Annotated in this window: 14 protein-coding genes; 6 read left to right on the top strand and 8 right to left on the bottom strand. The window is 63.0% G+C overall.

What is annotated here, in order from left to right; genetic code table 11:
• Positions 1-22: 22 nt before the first annotated feature.
• Positions 23-601, bottom strand: coding sequence for a TetR/AcrR family transcriptional regulator (locus AC1Q61_RS01585; protein ID WP_042923936.1), 579 nt, complete (start codon positions 599-601; stop codon positions 23-25).
• Between the two features lie 82 nt (positions 602-683).
• Between AC1Q61_RS01585 and AC1Q61_RS01580 the strand changes: the two genes are divergently transcribed.
• The gene (locus AC1Q61_RS01580; RefSeq protein ID WP_492650777.1) at positions 684-1,613 is read left to right on the top strand and encodes a DMT family transporter; all 930 of its coding nucleotides are present in this window, start codon (positions 684-686) and stop codon (positions 1,611-1,613) included.
• Here the strand turns inward: AC1Q61_RS01580 and AC1Q61_RS01575 are convergent.
• The 6 genes from AC1Q61_RS01575 to AC1Q61_RS01550 all read right to left on the bottom strand — a co-directional run bounded on the left by AC1Q61_RS01575 (position 1,600) and on the right by AC1Q61_RS01550 (position 5,062).
• Positions 1,600-2,421 (bottom strand): tyrosine-protein phosphatase, encoded by an 822-nt coding sequence (locus AC1Q61_RS01575; RefSeq protein WP_228401356.1) that lies wholly within the window; start codon positions 2,419-2,421, stop codon positions 1,600-1,602. The genes AC1Q61_RS01580 and AC1Q61_RS01575 overlap by 14 nt on opposite strands.
• A gap of 38 nt (positions 2,422-2,459) precedes the next feature.
• Positions 2,460-2,873 (bottom strand): phage holin family protein, encoded by a 414-nt coding sequence (locus AC1Q61_RS01570; protein WP_042923943.1) that lies wholly within the window; start codon positions 2,871-2,873, stop codon positions 2,460-2,462.
• A gap of 27 nt (positions 2,874-2,900) precedes the next feature.
• Positions 2,901-3,878 (bottom strand): DUF1214 domain-containing protein, encoded by a 978-nt coding sequence (locus tag AC1Q61_RS01565; protein ID WP_003940299.1) that lies wholly within the window; start codon positions 3,876-3,878, stop codon positions 2,901-2,903.
• Positions 3,879-3,943: 65 nt separating this feature from the next.
• Positions 3,944-4,252 carry an SHOCT domain-containing protein gene (locus AC1Q61_RS01560; protein WP_007729626.1) on the bottom strand — a complete coding sequence of 103 codons (309 nt, stop codon included), beginning with the start codon at positions 4,250-4,252 and terminating at the stop codon, positions 3,944-3,946.
• 1 nt (position 4,253) lies between these two features.
• Entirely contained in the window at positions 4,254-4,691 is a 438-nt protein-coding gene (locus tag AC1Q61_RS01555; protein ID WP_042923946.1) for a DUF6325 family protein, read from the bottom strand.
• Complete coding sequence (locus AC1Q61_RS01550; RefSeq protein ID WP_030537228.1) at positions 4,688-5,062, bottom strand: PLDc N-terminal domain-containing protein; 375 nt, start codon at positions 5,060-5,062, stop codon at positions 4,688-4,690. The genes AC1Q61_RS01555 and AC1Q61_RS01550 overlap by 4 nt, the downstream gene beginning before the upstream one ends.
• A gap of 170 nt (positions 5,063-5,232) precedes the next feature.
• Here AC1Q61_RS01550 and AC1Q61_RS01545 point away from each other — a divergent pair, with 170 nt between their 5' ends.
• Entirely contained in the window at positions 5,233-6,768 is a 1,536-nt protein-coding gene (locus AC1Q61_RS01545; protein ID WP_042923949.1) for a helix-turn-helix transcriptional regulator, read from the top strand.
• On the opposite strand, the gene AC1Q61_RS01540 is transcribed toward AC1Q61_RS01545, so the two are convergent.
• Positions 6,703-7,290, bottom strand: a complete 588-nt coding sequence (locus AC1Q61_RS01540) for a TetR/AcrR family transcriptional regulator (RefSeq protein ID WP_030537226.1) — start codon at positions 7,288-7,290, stop codon at positions 6,703-6,705. The two genes, AC1Q61_RS01545 and AC1Q61_RS01540, sit on opposite strands and share 66 nt — an antisense overlap.
• 95 nt (positions 7,291-7,385) lie before the next feature.
• On the opposite strand from AC1Q61_RS01540, the gene AC1Q61_RS01535 reads away from it, so the two are divergent.
• The 4 genes from AC1Q61_RS01535 (at position 7,386) to AC1Q61_RS01520 (ending at position 12,207) form a co-directional block, all read left to right on the top strand.
• Positions 7,386-9,164: an ABC transporter ATP-binding protein gene (locus AC1Q61_RS01535; protein WP_037120584.1), complete on the top strand. Its 1,779-nt coding sequence runs from the start codon at positions 7,386-7,388 to the stop codon at positions 9,162-9,164.
• Between the two features lie 75 nt (positions 9,165-9,239).
• Entirely contained in the window at positions 9,240-10,451 is a 1,212-nt protein-coding gene (locus tag AC1Q61_RS01530; protein WP_042924022.1) for an acyl-CoA dehydrogenase family protein, read from the top strand.
• On the top strand, positions 10,448-11,473 hold the full coding sequence (locus AC1Q61_RS01525; protein WP_075834459.1) for a phosphotransferase family protein: 1,026 nt from the start codon (positions 10,448-10,450) through the stop codon (positions 11,471-11,473). Before AC1Q61_RS01530 ends, AC1Q61_RS01525 begins: the two co-directional genes overlap by 4 nt.
• Complete coding sequence (locus AC1Q61_RS01520) at positions 11,470-12,207, top strand: SDR family NAD(P)-dependent oxidoreductase (protein WP_215516100.1); 738 nt, start codon at positions 11,470-11,472, stop codon at positions 12,205-12,207. The genes AC1Q61_RS01525 and AC1Q61_RS01520 overlap by 4 nt, the downstream gene beginning before the upstream one ends.
• The last annotated feature ends 3 nt before the right edge of the window (positions 12,208-12,210 follow it).

Below are 12,210 nucleotides of genomic sequence, written 5' to 3'. Positions count from 1 at the left end.
GGAATGTGCGAAGAGGGGTGGGTTACCCCGAGGTCTTCAACAATTCGAGGGCTGCGTTCCGGCCGGCACCGAAGGGGTTGGTGCCGATACCGATCCCGTCTGCGACGAGGGCACCTTCGTGAAGCAGCATGATTGCCTCGACGAGACGTTCGTCGGCTAGTCCGTCCGTCGCCAGAATGCGCCGGAAAAGGTCTGACATCTCCCGCTTTTGTTCGGCGATGACAGCGAACACCGGATGTGAGTGATCGCTGAACTCGGCGTGCGCGTTGATCATGCTGCACCCCTTGCCTCCGCTCGCCTTGGACCAGGAGGCGGAAGCGTCGAATACCGCACTCAACTGTTCGGCGCGGCTAGCTCCGGCTGATGCGAGCTTCTCGTCGCGAAAGATTCGCCACCGCCGATCTCGAGCCCTCAGGTATTCAACGACGAGACCGTCTTTCGAGCCGAACCGTTCATACAAAGTCTTCTTCGTGACCCCGGCGTCCAGTGCGACGGTATCCACGCCTACGGCATGAATCCCCTTTTCGTAGAACAGCTTCGACGCAGACTCCAGAATGCGACGCGCTTTCGGAGTCAATTCGGGTGTGGATTCCTCTGCCATGGACAAAAGTATACCGATCTGTATAGTCGGGCTCATGAGTAAACAGATCGGTATACCTCGGATCGTGACCTCGAGATCTGCCGTGACGGCTACCTTGTCGGTCCTGTTCGTCGCGTGCTGGAGTTCGGGATTCATCGGGGCCAAACTCGGCGCTGGCAGTGCCGAGGTCCCCACGCTGCTGATGTGGCGTTTTCTCCCGCTCGCGGTGGTACTGCTCCCGATTGTCTGGTTCTCCGCCCGGCGCCAGAACACGATGCCGACACCACGGGCTCTCGGCAGGCAGGTGGTGATCGGGATGCTCTCCCAGAGTGGCTACCTGTTGTCGGTGTACTGGGCAGTCGATCTCGGCGTGAACACCGGAACAACTGCGCTGATCGACGGTATTCAGCCGCTGGTGGCTGCCGCGCTGCTCGGTCCGGTCCTCGGTGTCGCAGTCCCGCGTATGCAGTGGGTCGGGTTGGCGATCGGAATGGGCGGCGTCGTGATGGTCACGGCAGCCGATGCCGGGGCCGGTACATCGGCGCCGTGGTGGGCGTACGCGATTCCGTTCCTGGGGATGCTCAGCCTGGTTGCATCCACCTTCGTCCAACAACGCGCTCCCACGTCTACACCGCCACTGCAGGCTTTGGCCATCCACTGCTATACCAGCGCAATAGTTTTCACGACACTGGCGGTGGCCTCAGGTGTCGCCGTACCACCAAGCGTCAACACATTCTGGATCGCATTGCTCTGGTTAGTCGTGCTGTCCACGTTCGGTGGTTACGGGCTGTACTGGTTACTGCTCCGTCGCATCGGCATCACGTCCGTCAACACCTTGATGTTCTTGATCGCCCCCGTCACCGCGGTCTGGGGCGCGTTGATGTTCGGAGAATCGTTCACTGCGTTCACCGCGCTCGGCTTGGCGGTGGGGATCCTCGCCGTCGTCGTGGTCACCCGGGCGGACAATCACCAGAAAAAGCGGGGAGAGGGCGAAAATGCCTGTTCGGTAAGGGCTCCGATCACTTCGCGCTGATGACTCCCGACCTGGATGTGAACCGCTCGCGGAGCGCGGTGAGTTGCTCTGCGGTGAGCTTCAGTCCGTTGATTGCGTAGTCCTCGACGGTGCCGAAGTGCGTGCGCATTTCGTCGAGAGCTGCGTCGAAATAGCTGTCACGGACTCCGAGGAGGGGTCGTAGCACTTCTGCGTCAACGCCTTTGCTCGCGGCGAAGTCGAGGATCGGTTCTGTCATGGGAGCCAGATCGGTGTTCGTCTCCAGGTAGTCGGCGCGTACATCGGCTTCGTCGGCCCCGAGGAGGAGTAGGAAAGAGGTCGCGGCCCACCCGGTTCGATCCTTGCCGGTGGTGCAGTGGAAAAGTGCTGCCCCGGTGCGTTTTTCGTCGATGAGGTCGAGGTAGAACGTGCGATAGGCGTCGAGAGCGGACGGCAGGCTGACGAAGTTGCGGTTGGCTTCCTCCATCTGTGCGATCCCACGTCCATCGCTGATGGTCTCGGCGTATGCGACCGGGTCCGTCATGAGTAGTCCAGTGGCCGCGGCGTTTTGGGCATTGTCGGCAAGTACGTCGAGCCAGACTGTGCGCGTCGAGTCAGGGAGATTGTCGAGTGCGCCGTCGCGCTCGGCGGCGGTCCTCAGGTCGTATACCGTCCGGACGTCCAAGTCGGCGACCGCGGCAAGGTCGTCGCCGTCGAGTTTCGCCAGAGTCGCCGAACGATAGAGCGCGCCCGCGCGGACGGTGCCGTCCGCAACAGGAATGCCACCGAGGTCCCGGAAGTTCGGAGCGGTCTTCAGGAGAACGCGGCGATCGAGCGGGTGAGTTGGCATGGCTGACTCCTTGTGGGTTCCGTTTCCGAACTGATCATTCATGCCTTCTGCACACTGCGCACGAGCTTTTCGGCATTGCGTCTCTTGATCCACTTGTCGATGACGAGAGCCATGAAGATCCACCCGCCCAATGCCGTGATCACCCACACGATGATCGGGGCGAGGATCCAGGGCCCGACGCCGCTGATCTCGATACCGTCGGGGACCAGGGTCGCAACCCAGAGCGCGAGCAGTGTGGCGACCAAGCCGACACCACCCGCGAGCGGAGCCGCGTAGTGCAGTGCCACGCTGAGCACGAATGGGCCGAGAATCATGTGTGCGAGGGTGAATACACCGATAGCGGCCAAGAAGCCGTTCACGCTCAGGCCGACCCCGGGAAGAGCAAAATGCACGACGATCAGCGCGATCGCGCCGAGAACACATTGCGAAATGAGCTGAAATAACAGACGCATGGCTTGTACCTCCGTGATCAGGTCGAGTCACCCGAGAGTGGTGTGTGCGTGGGGAACGCTTTGCTGCAGGGCTTCGGGACGAGGCGCCGTCCAGGTGCCGTCGAGCACGGAGGGACGGGGGCGGTACAGGCGCAGTACGTAGTTCCACCCGGGCATGATGGGCAGTGCGTTCGCGACGCCGTCGAGATGGACCCCGAAGCGGATGGTGGTGCTGCCGTCGGAGTCTGGGGTGGCCGTGAGGCTGTTGATGCTGTTGACGCCCAGGGCGTTCTCTTCGAAGTATCCGGCCGCGTTGTACAGCGAGACCGACCAGAACGCATCCACGGGAACATCGTTCAGGCGGAGACGGTATTCCCCGACCGGGAGACGTTCGTCGAAGTTGACGTAGGTGGCCTCGTACTCGGGAAGGCCACCCCAGCCGGATGCGGTACCGAGCAGGTGCCTGATCGGATCGACTTCCGCAGCGGTACCGAATGAATGGTCGTACGTGGTGATGCCACGCGCGAGTGCGAGGAGTGCGTCGCGGGTCTCGGTCTGCGATTGCTCGTCGTAGTCGGGCAACGGGAACTCTCCCGTTCCGCCGCCGTCGATGTTGAGGGCGTCTTGCAACCGGTTCACCTCGGCGACGTCTTCGGGGCTGTTCGGATCGACGAGGATGCGCACGATCAGTGCGGCGTAGTCGGTCCCGACCAATTCACGCGTGAGCAGGTGCTCTCCCGGGTCGCGCAGGATGACGGGACCGAAGTGATCTTGACTGACCACCCACACGGAGATGTAGCGCTCGCCGGTATCGGGCACCGTGATGGTGACGTTCTCGCGCACGTCGATGATCGCGCTGCTGTACAGAGTGTCGCGGTTCTGGCGGATGATCGGCTGGTTGTCGAGTGACCCGAGATCACGAGTGTGGTTCCACGTGCCCAGGCCGACGCCCGCGGCCAGGCGAGCGAACATGAGATCGGACTCTGCCCGATTGAAGTTCAGGACGTTGACGGCGATCGTGGACATAGTGGGTTCCAATCGGTGTCGGGGTACGGAAGCGGGCGCGGTAATCCATGGCCCGTCGGGGTGAATCAGCCCAGCAGTCGTGCTTTCGCGGCTTGGAACTCGGCGTCACTCAGCAGGCCTTGTGATTTGAGGTCGCCGAGTTTCTGCAACTCGGCGACGAGATCGACCGGGGCCGCGGGTGCGGGTGTGGGCATCGGGAGTGCGGCATGCTGCTGGGCGAATTCGTACTGCGCCTGCTCGTAGTCGGCCTGAGCTCTCCTTTGCCGGCGGGTGGCCATACCGTCGCTGACGGCGGTCGCGGTACCGGTGACGACCGCGGTGCGGGCGGCGAGGCCCAGCAGTCCGGGGCGGCCTCGTCTCGGGATGTACGGCATGTCAGACCTCCAATTTCGGGATGATCGTGTCCATGAGGGCATTGACGACGGGTGCGGGTATCCGCTCGTAACCCAGTAGCACCGCGCCTGACGCAGCGGTGCGGGCGGCGAGTTCGCGCTGATAGACCAGCTCGAGCGCGACCAGCAGCGCTGTGGCACCGGTGGGAATGGCGGCCGCGAGTTCGGTGATGTCCTCATGCCCGAGCAGACCGGACGCGCCGAGCATCTCGACGTTGATCTCGAAGCCGTTCGGCAACTCCTCGACTTCGATGAGGGTGAGTTCATCGTCCTCGGACTTGGAGATGACGATCAGATCGAGCAGCCGCACCAGGCCGGTATCCGTAAGGTCGGTCAGTGCGGAGAGCGCGGCCGGGTCGAGGCTCTGCCCAGGCAGGCCGAGAAGGTAGAAGTCGACGGGGCCGAAACGCGCGGCACTCACGAGAGGACCTTCAGCTTGAGTGCGGCGAACTCGTCCTCGCTGATCGCTCCGGCTTCGAGCAGTGCTGCGGCTGCGGCGATCTCCTCGCTGGGGCTCTTCCCCGCGACCTCGCGGATATACGATTCGGCGGCCTTCTCGGCGTCGCGTGCGGCCTTGTTGCTGCGTTCCGTCATCCCTTCGCCGCGGGCGACGAGATAGACGAGCGCGGTGAGGATGGGCAGGAAGAGTAGGAAGAACACCCAGACGGCCTTCAACCAACCGCTGAGCTTGTGGTCGCGGAACAGGTCGGCGATGATCGCGAACAGCGCGAAGAGATATCCGATGAAGACGGTTGCCCACAGCATCCAGCCGAGGCTTTCCCAGAAGCTCATGTGTCTTATCCGTTTCGTGTCAGGCCTGCGCACCGGGATTCCGCCGACTAGCGCATTTCGGTTGATTCCGGCAATTCTCACTGGTTTCCGCAGGCTTCGATCGCGGTCTCATCCGAAGCGGATGAGACCGGATTTCCACGGACATCGAACGTCTCGAGTATCTTCGACACATGATCGAAGCCGTGCGTGACGCACTCGCCTCTGGTGAGGCGGAGCAGGCTCGACGAGTCCTGCGGAAAAACTGGCTTCGTTTGATTCTCGAATCTCACACCAGGGAACTCGAGCAGCTCTGCCTTGCTCATCCCGATCCCCACGATCCGCACATCCTGCTGATACGGGCGTGCTGCCGCGATCTCAGCGGTGATCCGTACGGCGCTGAGTTTCTCCGCGGGCAGGGTCTGCGGGTGGCGTCCGACGATTTTGTCGTCTGCTTCACCGACCTGCTGCTCGCTCCGGACACCTCGACCAAGGCCGTCATCGCCGATCGCGCTCGCCACGCGCTCGCCCAGTGCGAGCCCGAGGACGATTACCCGTCCGCGCTCTTCCTCCTCGGGTGGACCGAGATCAGGCTTCGTCGTGACCTTCCTCGTGCCATCGCGCTACTTCGCTCGGCCGGCGACGAGGCGCAGTTGCAGTCGCGTACGGAGACGTTGCGTCTCGCACAATCCAATTTGGCTTTCGCGCTCACCCACGCAGGGATATTCACCGAAGCCGAACAGATCCTCGACGGCCTTCCTGCTCGAGAGGTGGCGTCCGACTGGGAACGCTTCGAAGGCGGTCTCCCACAGTCGAATCGAGGGTGCATCGCCTACTGGCGTGGTGACTTCGAGGAGGCGATCGCTCAGTTCGACTCGATCATCGAGGAGGGCAGTCCCGGAACCAACTTCGAGGCGCTCGCCCGTCTGTACCTGGTAATGAGCCTGATCGCTCTGAACCGGGAAGACCGGTACCACAACGCCGCTCGTCTGCTGCGAGGCGTGAGCACTGCGGACAAGCACGGCATTCCTTGGGATACGCTGCGGCGCGTCACCACGGCCTGGCTCGCCCACGCTCAAGGACAGGACGAGCAAGCTCGCCGCATCGCAATGCCCACGCTGACCAGAACAGGTGCTGCGGTCGCTCACGCGCTTCTCGCGGAGCTCTACCGAGTCATGGGGGATCCGGAACCGTCGGCTCAAGCGCTTCGCTTGGCAACCTCGGCCGCGCTGCCGCGATATGCGCTGGTGAGCACCCTTGTCACGTCTGCCGCCCTGAGCTCCGTCGCCGGGCGTGGACCGCAGGCGCACGAGCAGTTGGATCGTGCGCTGGCGGAAGCAATCCCCGAGCGGATTCTCGCCCCATTTCTGAGCGGCGATCCGGTAATCGTCGATCTGTTGAACGCGCACGCAACACAGGGGTCGAGACACCAGGAGCTCCTACGCACGATTCTGGAAAAACGGGGCCAGCTCTCTGCCAAGCTCGCCGGAGTCCTGACGGAACGTGAGAAAGAGATCCTCACTTTTCTGCGAACTACGATGACTGCAGACGAGATCGCTGCGCACCTCGGCATCGCCTATCCCACTGTGAAGACTCACATTCGCTCGATCTACCGCAAACTAGGCGTGACCAAACGGCGTGCCGCTGTTCAAGCAGCCGACAACCTAGACCGCGGGATCGGGGGCGATTCCGCGGCGGAGGCTGCGAACCGTCAGATCCAAGGCTTGTAGTCGCGTCCCGGAACCGCGGTTCACGTAGTCCATCGACGTGTAGAGCAGTGACCACAGCAGGTTCTGCACCCAGTCCGAACCCATGTCGGGGTCGATGGAACCGTCGGAGTGTCCGCGCTCGATGGCATCGGTGACTGAGTCGTCGTTCGACGCGGACTCGGCAAACGAATCTTCTTGATACACACCGGGAGTGAAGAACAGGACCGTCAAGAGGTCGGCCAGTTCGAAGTATTCATGGCACAGGCGAACCAGTGCTTCGGCTCCGGTACCCTCGCCGAGTCGAGCTGCTGCTGCTGCCTCTCCGACGGCGCGGGTGGCCTCGGCCGCGACTGCGTCGACCAGGTCTGACCGTTCGGGAAAGTAGCGGTGCAAAGTGGTCCGGCCGACCTTTGCGGCCGAAGCGATCTCGCTGAGGGTCGCAGCAGGCTTGGATGCGAACACCGAAACGGCAGCATCGAGGATGGCCTTCCGTGTGCGCTCGCGGGTCGCGCTTTGTTCTGGTGCGCTGTGGATCGTTGTCACGAATCCGAAGCGTAGCCGTGTCCGGTTTCGGTATCCAGTGTTTCCGAATCGGAATTTCTCTTGCCCTTTATGGAACATTCGTGTTCCATAAATTCATGCTTGAATCCGACGCTTCTCAGCCCGCACCGAAATGGAGCAATCTCCGCGTCCTCTCGGAGTTCGCTCGACCGCATCTGCCGTCGCTCCTTCTCGGATTGGTACTGGCGCTGTGCGGCTCCGCGGCGACGCTGGCAACGCCCATGGTCACCAAGTGGGTTCTCGACACCCTCGATACCGGTGCGTCGCTGAAAGGACCTATCCTCACGCTCGTCGTCCTTCTGATCGTCGGTGCCGTGCTCGGTTGTGCTCAGTGGATCGTTCTCGGAACCGCCGCCGAGAAGGTTGTCTTCGACGCCAGGTCGTCGCTGGTGAAGCGATTCCTGGCGGCGACCGTACCTTCGCTGCAATCGCGATCCGTGGGTGAATTGGTCACCCGGGTCACGTCTGACACCTTGCTGCTGCGGGAGGCTGCGTCGTCGGCCGCGGTGAATATTCTGAACGCAGCCGCGTTGACCATCGGAACGATTGTTCTGATGGGCGTACTGGATCTGCCGTTGTTGGGCGTCACCATGGTGGCAATCGTGTTCGCCTCCATACTCTTTGCCGTTCTGATGCCTCGGATTTCCGCAGCCGAAGCGCGAACCCAGGAATCGCTCGGTCAGCTCGGCGGCGTACTCGAGGGTGGCTTGCGTGCGATCCGGACGGTCAAAGTTTCCCTCGCCGAGGATCGCGTCGGCGCTCTGGTGACGAACAATGCGTCCGATGCGAAAAAGCATGCGATCACGGCGGTGCGAGTGTCGGCAACCGCGTGGACTGTCGCGTGGACCGCCATTCAAGGATCGATCATTGCCATCCTGGGCTTCGGTGCCTGGCGAGTCGCCGACGGCGAAATGGCAGTCTCGACGCTCATCGCGTTTCTGCTCTACGCCTTCACCCTGATGGGGCCGGTGTCGGAGCTTGCGCAGAACGTGACCTCCGTTCAGTCGGGAATCGCGGCAGCTATCCGGATTCGCGAGATGCAGTCGTTGCCCACCGAGCAGTACGACGAGGTCGTGGACGTGGTCGCGAAAACGAGCGCTGCCGCGCCGCTGATCGAGTTGCGCGACGTCACCGTGAGCTACCACGGATCGAACCAGCCGGCGTTGCGCGATGTCTCGCTGGTCATTCCGACGCGTGGGCACATGGCCATCGTCGGCCCGTCGGGCGCAGGAAAGACGACCTTGCTCTCGACCGTGCTGCGATTTGTCGAACCGCGATCGGGTGAGGTTCTCCTGCATGGAGTCGGTTACGACGCGCTCGATCACCGCGCTGTGCGCGAGAGTCTCGCATACGTGGAGCAGGAGACACCGGTGGTGCCCGGAACGATTCGGGAGAACGTCGTCTTCAGCCATCCCGATGCGACGGACGAAGAAGTCCAGGCCGTTCTGCGCTTGCTCCGGCTCGACGACGCGATCGAGGCCCTGCCCAACGGACTCGACACCGCTCTGACGGCCACTTCGCTGTCGGGCGGCCAACGTCAGCGGATCGCGATGGCGCGCGCAGTTCTGCGGCCGAGTGCTTTGCTTCTGCTCGACGAAGCCACTGCCCAGGTCGACACGCTCACCGAAGCCGCGATTGTCGACGCGATCAACGAACGTGCGCGCACCGGGGCCGTGGTGACTATCGCTCACCGGCTCTCGACGGTGCGTGACGCCGACTGGATCGTGGTCATGGAAGACGGTCGGATCCGGAACATCGGCAACCATGACGAGCTCATGGACAAGGACGATCTGTACCGCGACATGGTGGTTGCCGGCCGGCTCGATCAGGGCGAGGCAATGCTCGAGGATTGTTGACCCGACGCGTCGGCGTGTGCGAGAGTGCTGATACCGAGCGATCGCTCGGTCGGGATGTTCTTTCGGAGGTGGCTGGTGGCAATCGATCTGACGTACGCGCCCGAGGTGGTGGCGCTGATCGAGAAGACGCGCGACTTCACGCGCAACGTAGTGCTCCCCATCGAAGACGAACACGCCGGTGACATCGCTGTAGCGGGTGGCGATGCAATCCGCATCGAGATGCAGTCGGCAGCAAAAGAAGCCGGTGTCTTCGCCCCGCATGCGCCGATCGAGTACGGCGGACGCGGACTCAACATGAGTGATCGCGCGCCGGTCTTCGAGGAAGCCGGCTACTCGCTATTCGGGCCGACGGCGCTCAACATCGCGGCGCCGGACGAGGGCAACGTTCACATGCTGGCCCACGTGGCGAACGAAGCACAGAAGCAGCAGTTCCTCGCGCCGCTCGCAAGCGGGGACATGCGGTCGGCATTCGCCATGACCGAACCCGCGCCCGGAGCGGGATCCGATCCCTCGGCTTTGAACACCCGCGCCGAAAAAGTCCCCGATGGCTGGAAGATCAACGGTAAGAAATGGTTCATCACCGGCGCCGACGGCGCCGGGTTCTTCATCATCATGGCGCGCACGTCCGGCGAGCCCGGGCAGCGCGGCGGAGCGACCATGTTCTTGGCGCCGACGGACACTCCCGGCCTGGTAGTGGGTCGACACATCGACACCCTCGACAAGGCCATGATCGGTGGGCACTGCGAGGTCACGTTCGAGGATCTCTTCGTACCCGACGAGGCCGTTCTCGGTGAGGTCGATCAAGGTTTCGCCTACGCGCAGGTTCGCCTCGGTCCCGCCCGCATGACGCACGTGATGCGCTGGCTCGGTGCAGCGCGCCGCGGCCACGACGTCGCCGTGGCCAGAGTTGCCGAACGAGAAGGCTTCGGCTCGAAACTCGGTGATCTCGGAATGATCCAGAAGATGGTCGCCGACAACGAGATCGACATCGCAGCCAGCCGCGCACTTCTGGTGCAGGCCTGCTTCGAACTCGATCAGGGCGGGCACGCGAGCAACGCGACGTCCATCGCCAAGACCTACGCTGCCGAGGCGATCTTCCGGATCGTGGACCGCTCCATTCAGATGTGTGGCGGAATGGGCGTGTCCGGCGATCTGCCGCTGGCACGCTTGTCCCGCGAAGTGCGTCCCTTCCGCGTCTACGACGGCCCGTCCGAGGTTCATCGCTGGGCAATTGCGAAACGTGTTGTCGGAGCTGCGAAGCGCGCTGCTCGGGAGGAGTCGAAGTGACGGACTTTCCAGGACTCGATCTCGCGGCGCTCCACAAGTATCTGCAAGCCGCTGGCGTCGAGGTGAGCGGAGAGTTGCGAGCCGAACTGATTTCAGGCGGCAAATCCAATCTCACCTACGGAATCTTCGACGACAACTCGAAGTGGATTCTCCGTCGTCCACCCACGGCCGGCCTCACGCCGTCGGCGCACGACGTTGCGCGTGAGTTCCGAATCACCTCGGCGTTGCAGAACACCGCCGTGCCGGTCGCGCCGACCGTCGTGCTGTGCGAGGACGCCTCGGTGATGGGTGCGTCGTTCACGGTGGTCGAGTTCGTCACCGGTCAAGTGATCCGGACCAAAACCGAGTTGGAGGCTGTTCGGGCAGAGCAGGTCACGCAGTGCACCGACGAGTTGGTGCGTGTTCTCGCTGCCTTGCACGACGTCGACTACAACGCAGTGGGTCTCGGCGAACTCGGCAGACCCGACGGTTACGTAGCCCGCCAGGTGAAGTTGTGGGCCGGTCAATGGTCACGCGTCAAGACCGAGGACTCGGCCGACGTGGACAGGTTGGCGTCGAGCCTCGCGGAATTGATTCCGGCGGAATCAGCCTCGTCGATCGTGCACGGCGACTACCGGATCGACAACACGATTCTCGCGGCGAACGACGTCACCAAGGTTGCCGCAGTGGTGGACTGGGAACTGTCGACGCTGGGCGATCCGCTGGCGGACATCGCGATGATGTGCGTCTATCGGCATCCCGCGCTGGATCTGGTTCTGGGTGAGCCTGCTGCGTGGACGAGCCCGTCGCTACCGTCCGTTGTCGATCTGGCGCAACGGTATTCGTCCGTGTCGGGTCGTGAACTGGCGCATTGGAACTTCTACATGGCGCTCGGGTTCTTCAAACTCGCCGTCGTGGCGCAGGGCATCGATCACCGATTCCGCGCAGGAGCCACCGTCGGCGGGGGATTCGACAAGGCTGGATCTTCTGTGCCGGAACTGATCTCGGCCGGACTCAACGCACTGCAAGGGAAATTCGAATGACTCGATCAGCACTGGTCACCGGCGCCTCCAAGGGAATCGGGCTCGGCATCGCAACACGCTTGGCTTCGCAAGGGTACGGGCTGACCATCACGGCGCGTGATACCGAGCGGCTCGCCGTTGTCGCCGAAGAACTTACGCGCGCCGGATCGCCGGACGTCGTCGTCTCGGCCGGCGACATGGCGGACGAGAACTTCGCCGCAGCACTCGCCGCCACACACAATGAGCGATTCGGCTCCATGAGGGCTCTCGTCCTCAACGCCGGAGTGGGAACCAGTGGGCGAGTGGCGGATTACCCGATGCGACGTTTCGACAAGACCGTTGCCGTCAATCTCCGGACACCGTTGGCACTATTGCAAGCATCGCTGCCGCTCCTGCGTACAGCGGCGGACGCGGACCTTGCCGGCGGAGCGAAGGTGATAGCTCTCGCCTCGATGGCCGGTGTGTATGCCGAGAGCGGCCTGGCCGTCTACGGAGCCACCAAAGCTGCGCTGATTTCGATGGTCGAGGCACTCAACGCCGAGGAATCCGGAAACGGCGTCAGTGCGACGGCCATCGCTCCCGGTTACGTCGACACCGACATGTCGGCATGGACACACGATCGGATCACACCGGACACCATGATCAAGGTCGACGACATCGTGGAGTTGGTGGACGGTCTGCTCAAGCTCTCGTCTCGAGCGGTCGTTCCGAAGGTCGTCATGGCGCGGGCCGGGACCAACGGCTACTCCGCCTGAAAT

Source organism: Rhodococcus sp. MPR-R1B (assembly GCF_058793255.1).
The sequence above is the reverse complement of the archived record's forward strand: the minus strand, read 5'-3'. Positions and strand labels throughout refer to the sequence as shown.